14 protein-coding genes are annotated in these 15,591 nt (G+C 71.7%); 11 read left to right on the top strand and 3 right to left on the bottom strand.

Annotated elements, in window-relative coordinates; translation table 11 throughout:
- Positions 1-35: 35 nt before the first annotated feature.
- The 3 genes from ACZ6BG_RS12530 (at position 36) to truA (ending at position 2,637) form a co-directional block, all read left to right on the top strand.
- A complete protein-coding gene (locus tag ACZ6BG_RS12530; RefSeq protein ID WP_016645160.1) occupies positions 36-1,058 on the top strand; it encodes a DNA-directed RNA polymerase subunit alpha in 1,023 nt (340 codons plus the stop codon).
- 136 nt (positions 1,059-1,194) lie between these two features.
- A complete protein-coding gene (gene rplQ / locus ACZ6BG_RS12525) occupies positions 1,195-1,683 on the top strand; it encodes a 50S ribosomal protein L17 (RefSeq protein ID WP_380854178.1) in 489 nt (162 codons plus the stop codon).
- A gap of 87 nt (positions 1,684-1,770) precedes the next feature.
- Positions 1,771-2,637, top strand: coding sequence for a tRNA pseudouridine(38-40) synthase TruA (gene truA / locus ACZ6BG_RS12520; RefSeq protein WP_468999850.1), 867 nt, complete (start codon positions 1,771-1,773; stop codon positions 2,635-2,637).
- A gap of 21 nt (positions 2,638-2,658) precedes the next feature.
- Here the strand turns inward: truA and ACZ6BG_RS12515 are convergent, their stop codons facing one another.
- Positions 2,659-3,507, bottom strand: coding sequence for a hypothetical protein (locus ACZ6BG_RS12515; protein WP_468999849.1), 849 nt, complete (start codon positions 3,505-3,507; stop codon positions 2,659-2,661).
- Between the two features lie 74 nt (positions 3,508-3,581).
- Here ACZ6BG_RS12515 and ACZ6BG_RS12510 point away from each other — a divergent pair, with 74 nt between their 5' ends.
- From ACZ6BG_RS12510 to glmM, 4 genes are all read left to right on the top strand, one after another.
- Positions 3,582-4,889 (top strand): glycosyltransferase 87 family protein, encoded by a 1,308-nt coding sequence (locus ACZ6BG_RS12510; protein WP_468999848.1) that lies wholly within the window; start codon positions 3,582-3,584, stop codon positions 4,887-4,889.
- A gap of 521 nt (positions 4,890-5,410) precedes the next feature.
- On the top strand, positions 5,411-5,854 hold the full coding sequence (gene rplM / locus ACZ6BG_RS12505) for a 50S ribosomal protein L13 (RefSeq protein WP_030361395.1): 444 nt from the start codon (positions 5,411-5,413) through the stop codon (positions 5,852-5,854).
- 42 nt (positions 5,855-5,896) lie between these two features.
- Positions 5,897-6,421 carry a 30S ribosomal protein S9 gene (gene rpsI, locus ACZ6BG_RS12500; protein ID WP_468450723.1) on the top strand — a complete coding sequence of 175 codons (525 nt, stop codon included), beginning with the start codon at positions 5,897-5,899 and terminating at the stop codon, positions 6,419-6,421.
- A 189-nt stretch (positions 6,422-6,610) separates the two neighbouring features.
- Positions 6,611-7,969 (top strand): phosphoglucosamine mutase, encoded by a 1,359-nt coding sequence (gene glmM / locus ACZ6BG_RS12495; protein WP_468999847.1) that lies wholly within the window; start codon positions 6,611-6,613, stop codon positions 7,967-7,969.
- A 21-nt stretch (positions 7,970-7,990) separates the two neighbouring features.
- Here glmM and ACZ6BG_RS12490 read toward each other — a convergent pair whose 3' ends face one another.
- Together ACZ6BG_RS12490 and coaA are read right to left on the bottom strand one after the other, a co-directional pair.
- Complete coding sequence (locus ACZ6BG_RS12490) at positions 7,991-8,941, bottom strand: DUF389 domain-containing protein (RefSeq protein WP_468999846.1); 951 nt, start codon at positions 8,939-8,941, stop codon at positions 7,991-7,993.
- 32 nt (positions 8,942-8,973) lie between these two features.
- Entirely contained in the window at positions 8,974-9,981 is a 1,008-nt protein-coding gene (gene coaA, locus ACZ6BG_RS12485; protein ID WP_468450729.1) for a type I pantothenate kinase, read from the bottom strand.
- Between the two features lie 80 nt (positions 9,982-10,061).
- Between coaA and glmS the strand changes: the two genes are divergently transcribed.
- The 4 genes from glmS to alr all read left to right on the top strand — a co-directional run bounded on the left by glmS (position 10,062) and on the right by alr (position 15,580).
- Entirely contained in the window at positions 10,062-11,918 is a 1,857-nt protein-coding gene (glmS, locus tag ACZ6BG_RS12480) for a glutamine--fructose-6-phosphate transaminase (isomerizing) (protein ID WP_468999845.1), read from the top strand.
- Positions 11,919-11,922: 4 nt separating this feature from the next.
- Positions 11,923-12,291, top strand: a complete 369-nt coding sequence (locus ACZ6BG_RS12475; RefSeq protein ID WP_468999844.1) for a holo-ACP synthase — start codon at positions 11,923-11,925, stop codon at positions 12,289-12,291.
- A 113-nt stretch (positions 12,292-12,404) separates the two neighbouring features.
- Complete coding sequence (locus tag ACZ6BG_RS12470; RefSeq protein WP_468999843.1) at positions 12,405-13,928, top strand: NAD(P)H-hydrate dehydratase; 1,524 nt, start codon at positions 12,405-12,407, stop codon at positions 13,926-13,928.
- Between the two features lie 491 nt (positions 13,929-14,419).
- The gene (alr, locus tag ACZ6BG_RS12465; RefSeq protein WP_468999842.1) at positions 14,420-15,580 is read left to right on the top strand and encodes an alanine racemase; all 1,161 of its coding nucleotides are present in this window, start codon (positions 14,420-14,422) and stop codon (positions 15,578-15,580) included.
- Positions 15,581-15,591 lie beyond the last annotated feature (11 nt).

The following is a 15,591-nucleotide window of genomic DNA, read 5'->3' as shown; positions in this document are numbered from 1 at the left end:
AAATAGTGGGTGCCCCTGACTGAAGGAATCACTTCATGCTGATCGCTCAGCGTCCCTCGTTGACCGAAGAGGTCGTCGACGAGTTCCGCTCCCGGTTCGTCATCGAGCCGCTGGAGCCGGGCTTCGGCTACACCCTCGGCAACTCCCTGCGCCGGACCCTGCTCTCCTCGATCCCGGGTGCGGCGGTCACGTCCATCCGCATCGACGGTGTCCTGCACGAGTTCACCACCGTGCCGGGCGTCAAGGAAGACGTCACCGACCTCATCCTGAACATCAAGCAGCTGGTCGTCTCCTCGGAGCACGACGAGCCGGTCGTGATGTACCTGCGCAAGCAGGGACCGGGTCTGGTCACCGCCGCCGACATCGCGCCCCCGGCCGGTGTCGAGGTGCACAACCCCGACCTCGTCCTCGCCACGCTCAACGGCAAGGGCAAGCTGGAGATGGAGCTGACCGTCGAGCGCGGTCGCGGCTACGTCTCCGCCGTGCAGAACAAGCAGGTCGGCCAGGAGATCGGCCGGATCCCGGTCGACTCGATCTACTCGCCCGTCCTCAAGGTGACCTACAAGGTCGAGGCCACCCGAGTCGAGCAGCGCACCGACTTCGACAAGCTGATCGTCGACGTCGAGACCAAGCAGGCCATGCGGCCGCGTGACGCCATGGCGTCCGCCGGCAAGACGCTGGTCGAGCTGTTCGGTCTGGCCCGTGAGCTCAACATCGACGCCGAGGGCATCGACATGGGTCCGTCCCCGACGGACGCCGCGCTCGCCGCCGATCTGGCGCTGCCGATCGAGGAGCTGGAGCTCACCGTTCGGTCGTACAACTGCCTCAAGCGCGAGGGCATCCACTCGGTGGGCGAGCTCGTCGCCCGCTCCGAGGCGGACCTGCTCGACATTCGCAACTTCGGTGCGAAGTCGATCGACGAGGTCAAGATGAAGCTCAACGGGATGGGCCTGGCCCTCAAGGACAGCCCGCCCGGATTCGACCCGACCGCCGCCGCCGACGCCTTCGGCGCCGACGACGACGCGGACGCCGGGTTCGTCGAGACCGAGCAGTACTGAGAGCTCGGACCCGACGGTTCGATTGTGACTGCGGGACCGCTGTGGCTGGTCGCGCAGTTCCCCGCGCCCCTTATGGGGCGCGGTCCACTGACCCCGGTACCTGATACGGCCGGGGCAGACATCAAGGAGTAACACCATGCCGAAGCCCGCCAAGGGTGCCCGTCTGGGCGGCAGCGCCGCGCACGAGAAGCTTCTGCTGGCGAACCTCGCCAAGCAGCTCTTCGAGCACGGCCGCATCACCACCACCGAGGCCAAGGCCCGTCGTCTGCGTCCCTACGCGGAGCGTCTGGTCACCAAGGCGAAGAAGGGCGACCTTCACAACCGCCGCCAGGTCCTCCAGGTCATCACCGACAAGAGCATCGTGCACACGCTCTTCACGGAGATCGGCCCGCGCTACGAGAACCGCCCGGGTGGCTACACCCGTATCACCAAGATCGGTAACCGCCGTGGCGACAACGCGCCCATGGCCGTCATCGAGCTGGTGGAGGCCCTGACCGTGGCCCAGCAGGCCACCGGTGAGGCCGAGGCGGCCACCAAGCGTGCCGTCAAGGAAGACGCCCTCAAGAAGGACGCGCCCGTCGAGGACGCGCCGGTTGAGGCCGCCGAGGAGTCCAAGGACGCCTGAGGCTCTGCCTTGCTGTGAGCGGGTCCGCCCCTTGGGGCGGGCCCGCTTTCGCGTTCCCGAGAGGAACAGCCCTGAGAGGATCTGTGTGTGAGTGAGGAAGTGGAGCCCGGCTTCGTCCGGGTACGGCTCGACCTGAGCTACGACGGCCGGGACTTCTCCGGGTGGGCCAAGCAGCGTGATGGCCAGCGCACCGTCCAGGGCGAGATCGAGAGCGCCCTGCGTACGGTCACGCGGTCCCAGGAGACGTACGAGCTGACGGTGGCCGGGCGGACCGACAGCGGGGTGCACGCGCGGGGCCAGGTCGCCCACGTCGACCTGCCGGAGGGCGTGTGGGCGGAGCACCGGGAGAAGCTGCTGCGGCGGCTCGCCGGGCGGCTGCCGCACGATGTCCGGGTGTGGCGGGTCGAGCAGGCCCCTGCCGGGTTCAACGCGCGGTTCTCGGCGATCTGGCGGCGGTACGCGTACCGGGTGACCGATCACCCCGGGGGCGTCGACCCGCTGCTGCGCGGGCACGTGCTGTGGCACGACTGGACGCTCGACGTCGACGCCATGAACGCCGCCGCGAAGGCGCTGCTCGGGGAGCACGACTTCGCCGCGTACTGCAAGCGGCGCGAGGGCGCCACGACCATTCGTACGCTCCAGGAGCTGCGCTGGGAGCGGCGTCCGGACGGGATCATCGAGGCGACCGTGAAGGCCGACGCCTTCTGCCACAACATGGTGCGGTCGCTGGTCGGCGCGATGCTGTTCGTGGGGGACGGGCACCGGCCCGCGGACTGGCCCGGCAAGGTGCTCGCCGCCGGGGTGCGGGACTCCGCCGTGCATGTGGTGCGGCCGCACGGGCTGACCCTCGAAGAGGTCGGCTACCCGGCCGACGAACTGCTCGCGGCGCGGAGCGCGCAGGCGCGGAACAAGCGGACGCTGCCCGGGGCCGCGGGCTCGGCGGGGTGCTGCTGAGGGCCCCCGCGGCGGGCGGGACTACTCCGGGTTGTTCGCCGCCGCCGAGGCCTGGGCCTCGCCGCGGCGGTTGATCTGGTGGAACGTGAAGCGTGCGAGGTCGTCGCCGACCTCGTACGCCGAGCGCTCCTTCTTCGTGACGTCCTTGCCGTTCAGGAAGCCGGTCGTCGTGAAGTACGCGTAGCGCCCGTACGCGTTGTACGTGCCGCGGCAGACCGTCGTACGGCAGAAGCCGGACACGCCCTTGCCGGGCAGGGACGTGATCAGGCCCTTGTCGGCCTGCCGCTTGACCTTCTTGGCCTGTGCCTCGGTGTCGAAGACGGCGACGCCGACGGTGACCGCGATGCCCTTGCGGGCGTAGGTGGCGCGCAGCACCTCGGTGCACTTGTTCTTCGTCAGGATGGTGGCCAGAACCGGCTGGGCGACGGAGGCGCACTTCTTGGTGCTCGCCGTCGCGCCCTTCTTGTAGACCCGCTCCCCGGAGGTCAGCTTCGTGCCCGGGAAGAAGGACTCCGGGCCGAGCGGGGCCTTGTCCTTCTTCGCGCTGGAGATGTAGTCCTTCGGGTCCGGCGGGGGCGGGGGCGTGGTCGCCTCGAAGGACGGCTCGGCGGAGTCGCTGGCGCCGGGGATGTCCGCGCTGGTGGGCAGCTCGCTCGCGGGCTTGTTCGAGGCCGTGGCGTCGTCGCTGTTCGCGGAGACGACCGCGACGGCGACGGCCGCGGCGACGCCGATCGTGGCGAGCGCGCCGCCGCCGATCAGCAGCCACTTGCGGCGGCGGGCACGTGCCTCGGACGCCTCGGCGAGCGCCGCCCAGTCGGGGGTCTGCGAGCCCCCCGGGCCCCACTGGGGTCCCCCTTGCCCAAAGCTCATGGGCCGCATCTTAGACGGGGCCGTGGGGATGTTGAGCCGGGGTCGCGGGGCGATCTCGCCCTAGCCTGACCCGCATGGATTCGGGCAAATCGGATAGTGACCGCTTTTCTGGTCTTGCCGGGTGGCTGGCGCGGCCTGCGGGGTGGCAGGTGCGGGCCGTGCTCGGGGTCGTCCTCGGAGCGGCGGCGCTGCGGATCGCCTACCGGGTGCCGGACGGTGGGATGGACAACGCGATCGTCGTGCGGGCCGCCGGGGCCTGGCTGGACGGGCGGTCTCCGTACGCCGACCGGCACTTCCTCTATCTGCCGGGGGCGGTCCTCGCTGCGGTGCCGCAGGCGGTGTTCCCGGGGGTGGCGCGGGTGCTCGTTCCCGTGGGGGTGGTGGGGGCGCTGGCCTCCGGGTGGTTCTGCGCGCTGCGGATCCACGGCGTGGCTTGGGGGAGCCGGTTCGCGGTGCTCGGGCTGCTCGGGCTCGTCCTGGGCTTCGCGCCCTTCGTGCACCTCGTGGAGCTCGGCAACTGGACGGTGGCTTCGGCGGTGGCGCTGCCGGTGGCGTTGCTGTGCGTGTGCCGGGGGCGGTGGGTGATCGCCGGGGCGGTGATCGGGGCGGCCGTCGCCGTGAAGCCGCTGCTCGTGCCGGTGCTGCTGCTCTTCGTGTTCGCGCGGAAGTGGCGGGCCCTGGGGGTGGCGGTGCTCGTGCCGGTGGTCGTCTCGGTGCTCGCCGCGCTCGTCCTGCCGGATCCCGGGGCCTTCTTCACCCGGACCCTGCCGTTCCTGCTGCGGGGCGAGGATCGGTTCGTGCGGCTGTACGAGGCGTCGCCTGCGGCTGTGCTGCCTCGGGTGGGGGTGCCTGCGGTGGTGGCTTCGCTGCTTTCGGGTGTGGGCGCCTTGGTGGGGGTGTGGTGTGCGTGGCGGAGGTGGCTGGCCCCCGGGCCTTGGGTGGGGGCGGAGGCTCGCTTGGGCGCTGGGGGGGTCGAGGCGGGGCGGGTTGTCGAGACGGCGGTGGCGTTGATGCTGGCCGCGTTTCTCGTGTCCCGGCCCTCGTACGACCACTACCTGCTGGTCGTGCTGCCGCTGCTGCTCGCGGGGGCGTTGCGGGTGTCGTCCCTGGTGCGGGGGGCTTGGTTCTGGGTGGCTCTGGTGCCACAGGTGCCGGGGTTCGTGTGGGTGGGGGTGGAGGTGCTGCCGCGGCGGGCCTTCAAGGACGCGTTCACGTTGTGCGTGCTCGCGGGGGCGGTGTTCTGGTGGTGTGCCTCCGTCGGGCGCCGGCGTGGGGCTGTCGTGCCGCCGTCCGTGCCGGGGCCGTCGGTCGGGGGTGCCGGTGTTTCCGTGGGGGGTGGGCGGGCCCTGCCGGGGGCTCCCCAGTCCCGCCCCTTCCCGTAACCAGGGGGCTGCCGCCCCCTGGGCCCCCGCTGATCGCCGCTCCGCGGCTCGTCCTCAAGCGCCGGACGGGCTGAAAGGGGTGGGTGGGGTTTGTTCTCGGGCGTCGGGTCGGCTGGGGATTGCCGAGCCGGGGGGGGGGTTCGGCAGGTGGGGAGGGTTGGTGGGTGGGGGGGAGGTGCTGTGGAGCGGTGGGGTGGGGTGGCCGGGTGGTCCCGTGTGCGTGGGGGGCGGGTGAGGTGGGGGATGGGGCCCGCTCGGTGGGGGTGGCGGCATCGTTTTGACCCGTACGGGGCACGGCGGGTATTCTGCCTGTTCGTTATGTGTATTGGCTTTCTCATTCTCACGTGAGGGGCTCTTACACCGGCCCACCGGGCCGATGACCAGCGGCAGGACTCGGTTGCGTCACCGAGGTCCGCCAAGGCTGTCGTCCATCGTCCGAGGTGGCCTTGTCAGGACCCTTTTCCTAGGTCCGAGCTGGACCCTGGGAAACCCCACCTCTGAAGAAGCGAAGGCTACGAACCGTGCGTACGTACAGCCCCAAGCCCGGCGATGTGACCCGCCAGTGGCACGTCATCGACGCCCAGGACGTCGTCCTGGGACGCCTGGCGACCACTGCCGCCACCCTCCTGCGGGGCAAGCACAAGCCGATCTACGCGCCGCATGTCGACGCTGGTGACTTCGTCATCATCATCAACGCCGACAAGGTGCACCTGTCCGGCAACAAGCGGACCCAGAAGATGGCCTACCGCCACTCCGGCTACCCGGGCGGCCTCCGCTCGGTCCGCTACGACGAGCTGCTTGAGAAGAACCCCGAGAAGGCCGTCGAGAAGGCCGTCAAGGGCATGCTCCCCAAGAACACCCTGGGCCGTCAGATGCTCTCGAAGCTGAAGGTCTACGCGGGCGACCAGCACCCGCACGGCGCTCAGCAGCCGGTCCCGTTCGAGATCACCCAGGTCGCGCAGTAGTTCCGGCCACCCCCTAAGACGAAAAAGAATCTGAGGAGCATCGTGGCCGAGACCACCGCTGAGCAGCCGCTCGACGAGAACGCCGAGAACATCGACATCGAGTCGTACACCACCGAGTCGGACGCGCCCGTGGAGGGCGAGTACACCTCGGAGTCCAATGCCGCGCGCTTCGGCGACCCGCAGCCGGCCGCCGGCCTGGGCCGTCGCAAGAACGCCATCGCCCGCGTCCGGATCGTCCCGGGCTCCGGCAAGTGGAAGATCAACGGGCGCACGCTCGAGGACTACTTCCCGAACAAGGTCCACCAGCAGGAAGTCAACGAGCCCTTCAAGGTGCTCGAGCTGGACGACCGCTACGACGTCATCGCCCGCATCGCGGGTGGCGGCGTCTCCGGCCAGGCCGGCGCCCTGCGCCTCGGCGTGGCCCGCGCCCTCAACGAGGCCGACGTGGACAACAACCGCGGCGCCCTCAAGAAGGCCGGCTTCCTCAAGCGCGACGACCGTGCGGTCGAGCGCAAGAAGGCCGGTCTGAAGAAGGCCCGCAAGGCCCCGCAGTACAGCAAGCGCTAATCACCGCTGCCTGCTAGTACTTCTCGAACGCCCCGGCGGCACCCTGTGTGCTGTCGGGGCGTTCGTCTATCAGCACCCCATGATCTGGGGTAGAAGTTCGACAGGCTGAGCGTCCGGGACCGTGCGGTGGAGCCGCTGACGTCACCGCGTCCGCAGGACCAGCCGACACTCAATGTTCGGAGGACAGCAGTGGGACGACTCTTCGGCACGGACGGTGTGCGCGGTGTCGCCAACGCGGATCTGACGGCCGAGCTCGCGCTCGGGCTCTCGGTCGCCGCGGCGCATGTGCTCGCCGAAGCGGGCACCTTCGAGGGACATCGCCCGACGGCGGTGGTCGGGCGTGACCCGCGCGCTTCCGGGGAGTTCCTTGAGGCCGCGGTGGTCGCGGGCCTCGCAAGCGCCGGCGTGGACGTCCTGCGCGTCGGTGTGCTGCCCACCCCCGCGGTGGCGCATCTCACCGGTGCGCTGGGCGCCGACCTCGGCGTGATGCTCTCCGCGAGCCACAACGCGATGCCCGACAACGGCATCAAGTTCTTCGCCCGCGGCGGCCACAAGCTCGCCGACGACCTCGAGGACCGCATCGAGGCCGTGTACGACGAGCACCGCACCGGCGCCCCCTGGGAGCGCCCCACGGGCGCGGGCGTCGGCCGCGTGAAGACCTACGACGAGGGCTTCGACCAGTACGTGGCCCACCTCATCGCCGTCCTCCCGAACCGCCTCGACGGCCTCAAGGTCGTCCTGGACGAGGCGCACGGCGCGGCCGCTCGGGTCTCACCCGAGGCGTTCGCCCGGGCCGGCGCCGAGATCATCACGATCGGCGCCAAGCCGGACGGCCTCAACATCAACGACGGTTGCGGCTCCACCCACCTCGACCTGCTCAAGGCCGCCGTCGTCGAGCACGGCGCCGACCTCGGCATCGCCCACGACGGCGACGCCGACCGCTGCCTGGCCGTGGACCACACCGGCGCGGAGGTCGACGGCGACCAGATCCTCGCCGTCCTCGCCCTCGCCATGCGCGAGCACGGCGCGCTGCGCCAGGACACCGTCGTCGCGACCGTCATGTCGAACCTGGGCTTCAAGCTGGCCATGGAGCGCGAGGGCCTGTCCCTGGTGCAGACGGCCGTCGGCGACCGGTACGTCCTGGAGTCGATGAAGGAGCACGGCTACGCCCTCGGCGGCGAGCAGTCCGGCCACGTCATCGTCCTGGACCACGCCACCACCGGCGACGGCACCCTCACCGGCCTGCTCCTCGCGGCCCGCGTCGCCGAGACCGGCCGGGGCCTCGCCGAACTCGCCGCCGTCATGGAGCGCCTGCCGCAGGTCCTCATCAACGTCCCCGACGTCGACAAGTCCCGGGTGAAGACCTCCGCGGAGCTGTCCTCGGCCGTCGCCGACGCCGAGCGCGAGCTGGGCCAGACCGGCCGGGTGCTGCTTCGCCCCTCCGGCACCGAGCCGCTGGTGCGCGTGATGGTCGAGGCCGCCGACATCGAGCAGGCCCGCTCCGTCGCCGGGCGCCTCGCCGACGTGGTGAAGTCCGCGCTGGGCTAGGGCCGACGCGCCGGACAGGCCCTAGGCCAGTTCGTTCTTGCGCGCGGTGCGTTCGCGCTGCCACGCCCAGAGCAGCTTCTGGGCGAGCAGCGTGAGCGTACCGGCGACGACGATGCCGAGCAGGTTGAGCAGCAACTGTTCGGTGGAGCCCCAGGCCTGCTTGTACTCGTTGTAGCTGAAGGCGACCGCGGCGTTCGCCGCCGCGGGGACCGTCGTCACCGAGATCGCGACGCCCACCAGGGCGCCCGATTTCGCCGAGGTCAGCGAGAGCATGCCGGCGGCGCCCGCGAGGACGGCCACGACGAAGGAGAACCAGTCGGGCCGGTAGATGAAGTTGGTGTTGGGGCGCTCCGCCTCCAGCTGGGCCAGGTGGAAGAGGTCCACGCCGTCCATGAAGCGGCTGAAGCCGGCCGTCACCACCATCGCCACGGCGAAGCCCACGAGCAGCGCGATCATCGAGCGCAGGGCGAGCCGGGGCGTGCGCTGCACCAGCGCCGTGCAGAAGCCCGCGAGCGGCCCGAACTCCGGGCCGACCGCCATCGCGCCGACGATCAGGATGGCGTTGTCGAGGACCACGCCGCACGCGGCGATCATCGTGGCGAGCGTGATGAAGGCGACGTAGGTGACGGAGAGCGTGGACTCCTCGTGGGTGGCGTCCTCCAGGTGCTCCCACAGGACCGCGTCCGCGCCCTCGCCCGGCGCCTCGTCCTCCGCTTTGTCGGCGCGCAGCGACAGTGACAGGTCGATGTTCTCCAGGGCGATCGACCCGAGCTTGTCGATCTCCAGGTCGCGCAGGCTGTCGATCAGCTCGTCGCCCGCCTCCCGGGCGACGTCGCACATGACGATGTCGCCCGAGGGGTTGCGCGCGGCGCCCGCCACGACGGCCAGATGCGTGGTGCCCGGGGTCTTCTCGATCAGGCGCACCACGTCGTCGGTCTTGTCCGGCGGGGTGATCAGGCGCAGATGCAGCATGCCCGCACCTTAACGCGGCCCTGACACGCCCCTCAGAGCTTGCGCAGGCTCAGCCGCTGCACCTTGTGGTCGGGTCCCTTGCGGACGACGAGGGTGGCGCGGCCGCGGGTGGGGGCCACGTTCTCCAGGAGGTTGACCTTGTTGATGGTGCGCCAGGTGGTGCGGGCGTAGTCCAGGGCCTCCTCCTCGGAGACCTGGGTGTACTTGCGGAAGTACGAGGACGGGTTCTGGAAGGCCGTGGCGCGCAGCTTGCGGAAGCGGTTCAGGTACCAGCGCTCGATGTCCTCGGGGCGCGCGTCCACGTACACGCTGAAGTCGAAGTAGTCGGCGAGGCCCACGCGGGTGCGGCCGTCCTTGCCGGGCAGGGCGGGCTGCAGGACGTTCAGGCCCTCGACGATGAGGATGTCCGGGCGGCGGACCGTGAGGCGCTCCCCGGGCACGATGTCGTAGATCAGGTGCGAGTAGACGGGGGCCGTCACCTCGTCCTTGCCCGCCTTGATGTCGGCGACGAAGCGGGTCAGGGCCCGTCGGTCGTACGACTCGGGGAAGCCCTTGCGCGACATCAGGCCGCGGGCCTGCAGCTCCTTGGTGGGCAGCAGGAAGCCGTCGGTGGTGACCAGCTCCACGCGCGGGTGCTCCGGCCAGCGCGAGAGCAGGGCCTGCAGAAGGCGGGCGACCGTCGACTTGCCGACGGCCACCGAGCCCGCGACGCCTATGACGAAGGGCGTGCCCGACTGCGCCGCCTTCTCGCCCGTCTCGCCGAGGAACGTGTTCAGGGCGCCGCGCAGGCCGTCCGTCGCGCCCACGTACAGATTCAGCAGGCGCGACAGCGGCAGATAGATGTCACGGACCTCGTCGAGGTCGATGACGTCGCCGAGGCCGCGCAGCTTCTCGACTTCGTCGGCTGTGAGGGGGAGCGGCGTCTTGTTGCGCAGCGCGCTCCACTCGGATCGGGTGAGGTCGACATAAGGGGTCGCCTCCGGCTTGTGCCGGTGGGCGCCCCGTGGCGCCTTCGTGGGCGCTGAGACCGAAGAGATCACATTCCATTGTTACGGCTGTTTGAACAGCTGGGCGGGTGGGGTGCGTCACCTTGGTCGATACGCGTCGTACTCTTCCCGACATGTGCGGAATCGTCGGATACGTCGGCTCGCAGTCGGCGCTCGAAGTGGTGCTCGCCGGGCTGAGACGCCTGGAGTACCGGGGATACGACTCGGCCGGAGTGGCCGTACTCGCCGACGGCGGCATCGCCTCGGCCCGCAAGTCCGGCAAGCTCGTCAACCTGGAGAAGGCCCTGGTGGACCGGCCCCTCCCGACGGGCGCCACCGGCATCGGACACACCCGCTGGGCCACCCACGGCGGACCCACCGACGCCAACGCCCACCCCCACCTCGACAACGCCGGACGCGTCGCCGTCGTCCACAACGGCATCATCGAGAACTTCGCCGCCCTGCGGGCCGAGCTGGCCGGGCGCGGGCACCTCCTCGGCTCCGAGACCGACACCGAGGTCGTCGCCCACCTCCTCGCCGAGGAGTTCTCCGGCTGCGCCGACCTCGCCGAGGCCATGCGGCTGGTGTGCCGACGGCTCCAGGGCGCGTTCACACTGGTCGCCGTGCACGCCGACGCCCCGGACGTGGTGGTGGGCGCACGCCGGAACTCGCCCCTCGTGGTCGGCGTGGGCGAGGGCGAGGCCTTCCTCGCCTCCGACGTCGCCGCGTTCATCGCGCACACCCGGTCCGCCATCGAGCTGGGGCAGGACCAGGTCGTCGAGGTGCGGCGGGACGGCGGCGTCGGGGTCACCGTCACCGACTTCGACGGGAGCCCGGCCGAGGTGCGGCACTTCCGCGTCGACTGGGACGCGGCCGCCGCCGAGAAGGGCGGGTACGCCTCCTTCATGCACAAGGAGATCGCCGAGCAGCCGCGCGCCGTCGCCGACACCCTGCTCGGCCGCATCGGCGCGGACGGCGCGCTCACCCTCGACGAGCTGCGCATCCCCGCCGCCGAGCTGTGCGAGGTCGACAAGGTCGTGGTCGTCGCCTGCGGGACCGCCTTCCACGCCGGGCTCATCGCCAAGTACGCCATCGAGCACTGGGCGCGGCTGCCCTGCGAGGTGGAGCTGGCCAGCGAGTTCCGCTACCGCGATCCGATCCTCGACGCCCGCTCCCTCGTCATCGCCGTGTCCCAGTCCGGCGAGACCATGGACACCCTCATGGCGCTCCGGCACGCCCGCGAGCAGGGCTCCCGCGTCCTCGCCGTCTGCAACACCAACGGCTCCACGATCCCGCGCGAGTCCGACGCCGTGCTCTACACCCACGCCGGGCCCGAGGTCGCCGTCGCCTCCACCAAGGCGTTCCTCACCCAGCTCGTCGCCTGCTATCTGGTCGCCCTCTACCTCGGGCAGGTGCGCGGCACCAAATGGGGCGACGAGGTACTCGGCGTCGTCCGGGACCTGGCCGACATCGGCGACGCGGTCGAGCGGGTGCTGGCCGGGATGGAGCCCGTCCGCGCGCTCGCCCGGTCCCTCGCCGGCGCCGGGACCGTGCTCTTCCTCGGGCGGCACGTGGGGTATCCCGTCGCCCTCGAGGGCGCCCTCAAGCTCAAGGAACTCGCCTACATGCACGCCGAGGGCTTCGCCGCCGGGGAGCTGAAGCACGGGCCCATCGCCCTCGTGGAGGAAGGCCTGCCCGTCGTCGTGGTCGTGCCCTCGCCCCGGGGGCGCTGCGTCCTCCACGACAAGATCGTCTCCAACATCCAGGAGATCCGGGCCCGGGGCGCCCGCACCATCGTGATCGCCGAGGACGGCGACGACGCGGTGCTCCCGTACGCCGACCACGTCATCCGCGTGCCCGTTACGCCTACGCTGCTTCAGCCCCTCGTGACCACGGTGCCGTTGCAGGTCTTCGCCTGCGAGCTGGCCGTGGCCCGGGGCAATGAGGTGGATCAGCCTCGGAATCTGGCCAAGTCGGTGACTGTGGAGTGAGTTCGTGATCATTGGGGTCGGGATCGACGTGGCCGAGATCGAGCGGTTCGCCGCCTCGTTGGAGCGGACGCCCGGGATGCGTGAACGGCTCTTCGTCGAGCGGGAGTTGTACCTGCCCGGCGGGGAGCCTCGCGGTGTCGCCTCCCTCGCCGCCCGCTTCGCCGCGAAGGAGGCTCTCGCCAAGGCCCTTGGCGCGCCTGCCGGGCTGCGGTGGACCGATGCCGAGGTGTACGTCGAGGACAGTGGGCAGCCTCGGCTGCGCGTCTCGGGGACCGTTGCCGCTCGGGCCGAGGCCCTGGGGGTGCGGGGGTGGCATGTTTCTTTGAGCCATGACGCGGGGGTGGCTTCTGCTGTGGTGATTGCTGAGGGGTAGGGGAGAGGGGGGACGGGGGGTAGGGGGCGGGGGAGGCGGTTGGTGGTTGGGGGGGGGAGGGGGCTGGATCTCTCTTCGAGGCGTGGGGTTCGCCCGTGCGGGAGACTTGGGGGATGCGTACTGCGTACTGCGTGGAGAGCGTCCGAGCCGCCGAGCATGCGTTGATGGCCCGCGTGCCGGACGGCGCCCTGATGCAGCGGGCCGCCGCCGGGCTCGCCGTCGCCTGCGGGCAGTTGCTCGGCAAGGTGTACGGGGCGCGCGTCGTCCTTCTCGTCGGCAGCGGGGACAACGGGGGTGACGCCCTGTACGCCGGGGCTCGGCTTGCTCGGCGTGGGGCCGGGGTCACCGCGGTGCTGCTTGCTCCGGGGCGGGTTCATGGGGGTGGGCTTGCTGCGTTTCGGGGGGCTGGGGGGCGGGTTGTTGATGCTTTGGGGGGTGGTGGGGGCGGAGGTGCAGGGGGTGGCGGAGCTGCCGGTGGTGCCGGGGGCGACGGGGACTCTGTCCCCGGGGAAGTCGCGCTCGCCGCTGTCGGGCGGGCCCAGCTCGTCGTCGACGGGATCGTCGGCATCGGTGGCAAGGGCGGGCTGCGGCCCCTCGCCGCCCGGCTCGTGCGCGCCGCCGAGGACTCCGGCGCCCCGATCGTCGCCGTCGACCTGCCCAGCGGCGTCGACGCCGACACCGGGCAGGTGTCCGGGGACGCCGTGCGCGCCGACGCGACCGTGACCTTCGGGACGTACAAGCCTGGCCTGCTCGTCGACCCCGGGCGCGAGCGCGCCGGGGCCGTGCGGCTCGTCGACATCGGGCTCGACGGTGAACTCGCCCCGTACGAAGCCGCGCTCGAAGCCCTTCAGTACGCCGACGTCGACCGGCTGCTGCCCGTGCCCGGCCCCGCGAGCGACAAGTACCGGCGCGGGGTCGTCGGCATCGTCGCCGGGTCCGCCCGCTACCCGGGCGCCGCCGTCCTCTCCGTCGCCGGTGCCCTGCGCGGTGGGGCCGGAGCCGTTCGGTACGTCGGGCCCGCCGCCGACGCCGTCATCGCCCGCTTCCCCGAAGCCCTCGTGTCCGACGGGCCGCCCGGCAAGGCCGGGCGGGTGCAGGCCTGGGTGGCCGGGCCCGGGCTCGGGGACGACGCGGGGCGGCTGCGGGACGTCGTGGCCGCCGATGTGCCCGTCCTCATCGACGCCGACGGGCTGCGGCTCGTCGACCCCGACGCCGTGCGGGGGCGTGCCGCGCCCACCCTGCTCACGCCGCACGCAGGGGAGGCGGCCGCGTTGCTCGGGGTGTCGCGGGGGGAGGTCGAGGAGGCTCGGCTCGACGCGGTGCGGGAGCTGTCGGCCCGGTACGCGGCCGCGGTGCTGTTGAAGGGGTCGACCACGTTGGTCGCATCGCCGGGTGGGGGTGGGGCGGTGCGGGTCAATCCGACGGGGACGTCGTGGCTGGCCACGGCCGGGAGCGGGGATGTGCTCTCGGGGCTTGCCGGGTCGTTGCTGGCCGCTGGGCTGGAGGCTCGGGACGCGGGGGCCGTGGGGGCGTTCCTGCACGGGCTCGCTGCGCGGCTCGCGGCTGAGGGGGCGCCGGTGGGGGCCCAGGATGTCGCCGACGCGGTGCCGCTCGCTTGGCGGGACGTGCGGGGGTAGGTCGGGCGGCGGGTGCGTGTGGTTGCGGTCCTTCGCCCTTGCTCCGGTTGGGGGGCGGGGCCGTGCCGGTATGTCCGTGCTCGCGTGTGTCTCGTCGTCGACAGTTTCTGTGCGCCCGTCGTGGTGGGCCGAGCTGCGCGCGGACATACCGGCACGTCCCCTCCGGTTCGTTGGCGGGGATCGGTCCGGTGGGGGTTCCTCATTTGGCCAACGGTTCGGGGGGTTCCCGTTCGGCCAACGGTTCGGGGGGCGGCCGCTGTCCGTCCCGCTCTGTGGGCGGCTGGGCTGCGCAGAGGGTGATGGGGGTCCCCTCTGCTCGAGCGAAGCCGAGAGCTTGGGGGAGGGTGGGCGCAGCCCAGGCCGACGGTGCCCGGATGTGTGGGGAGGGGAGGGGGACGGCCCCAGGGCGAGGGAGGGTGTGAGGCCTACGGGGCGGGGGTGGGATGGGTGCGGGCCCCCGGCCAGGTTTGGCTCTGAGAGACTTGGGGGCGATGACTGAGACTGGACTGCCGCGCGTGCGCGCCGAGATCGACCTCGCCGCCCTGAGGGCCAACGTGCGTACGCTCCGTGCCCACGCCCCCACGGCCGCCTTCATGGCCGTGGTGAAGGCGGACGGCTACGGCCACGGAATGATCCCGTGTGCCCGCGCGGCCCTGGAGGCGGGCGCCACCTGGGTGGGCACCGCCACCCCGGAGGAGGCCCTGGCCCTGCGCGCGGCCGGCATCGGCGGCCGCGTGATGTGCTGGCTCTGGACCCCGGGCGCCCCCTGGCGCGAGGCCGTCGAGGCCGACGTGGACGTGTCGGTGAGCGGCATGTGGGCCCTGCGCGAGGTCACCGCGGCCGCCCGCGCGGCGCAGCGTACGGCCCGCGTCCAGCTGAAGGCGGACACCGGCCTCGGCCGCAACGGCTGCATGCCGGAGGACTGGCCCGAGCTGATCGCGGCGGCCCTGCGCGCCGAGGCGGACGGCCTGGTCAAGGTCACCGGACTGTGGTCCCACTTCGCCTGCGCCGACGAGCCAGGGCACCCGTCCATCAAGAGCCAGCTCGATGTCTTCCGGGAGATGGTCGCGTACGCGGAGGGGGAGGGGATACGGGCCGAGGTCCGGCATATCGCCAACTCCCCGGCCATGCTCTCCCTTCCCGAGACCCACTTCGATCTCGTCCGGCCCGGCATCGCCATGTACGGCGTCTCGCCGAGCCCCGAGATCGGCACCCCGCAGGACTTCGGGCTGCGGCCCGTCATGACGGTCGCCGCGGCCCTGGCCTCGGTCAAGCACGCCCCGGCCGACCACGGCGTGAGCTACGGCCATCACTACACCACCCCCGTCGCCACCACCCTCGGCCTGGTCCCGGCCGGGTACGGCGACGGCATCCCCCGGCACGCCTCCGGCTCCGGACCCGTCCTGGTGGCAGGCAAGTGGCGTACCGCCGCGGGCCGCATCGCCATGGACCAGTTCGTGGTCGACCTGGGTGGCGACGAGCCCGAGGTCGGAGCGGAGGCCGTGCTCTTCGGGGCCGGGGACCGGGGTGAGCCGACCGCCGAGGACTGGGCGCGCGCCGCGGGCACCATCGCGTACGAGATCGTGACTCGCATCGGTTCCCGCGTCCCGCGCGTCTATGTCGACGAGCGGCACAGCGGCAGCGACGACTGAAGAGGAGCGGC

This window comes from Streptomyces sp. NPDC041205 (assembly GCF_055591765.1).
The sequence above is the reverse complement of the archived record's forward strand: the minus strand, read 5'-3'. Positions and strand labels throughout refer to the sequence as shown.

What these genes read in the sequence shown, in the direction of transcription:
- ACZ6BG_RS12530 (WP_016645160.1), top strand. Translation starts at nt 36, where the DNA reads ATGCTGATCGCTCAGCGTCCCTCGTTGACCGAAGAGGTCGTCGACGAG.
- rplQ (WP_380854178.1), top strand. Translation starts at nt 1,195, where the DNA reads ATGCCGAAGCCCGCCAAGGGTGCCCGTCTGGGCGGCAGCGCCGCGCAC.
- ACZ6BG_RS12515 (WP_468999849.1), bottom strand. Translation starts at nt 3,507, where the DNA reads ATGAGCTTTGGGCAAGGGGGACCCCAGTGGGGCCCGGGGGGCTCGCAG.
- ACZ6BG_RS12510 (WP_468999848.1), top strand. Translation starts at nt 3,582, where the DNA reads ATGGATTCGGGCAAATCGGATAGTGACCGCTTTTCTGGTCTTGCCGGG.
- ACZ6BG_RS12490 (WP_468999846.1), bottom strand. Translation starts at nt 8,941, where the DNA reads ATGCTGCATCTGCGCCTGATCACCCCGCCGGACAAGACCGACGACGTG.
- glmS (WP_468999845.1), top strand. Translation starts at nt 10,062, where the DNA reads ATGTGCGGAATCGTCGGATACGTCGGCTCGCAGTCGGCGCTCGAAGTG.
- ACZ6BG_RS12470 (WP_468999843.1), top strand. Translation starts at nt 12,405, where the DNA reads ATGCGTACTGCGTACTGCGTGGAGAGCGTCCGAGCCGCCGAGCATGCG.
- alr (WP_468999842.1), top strand. Translation starts at nt 14,420, where the DNA reads ATGACTGAGACTGGACTGCCGCGCGTGCGCGCCGAGATCGACCTCGCC.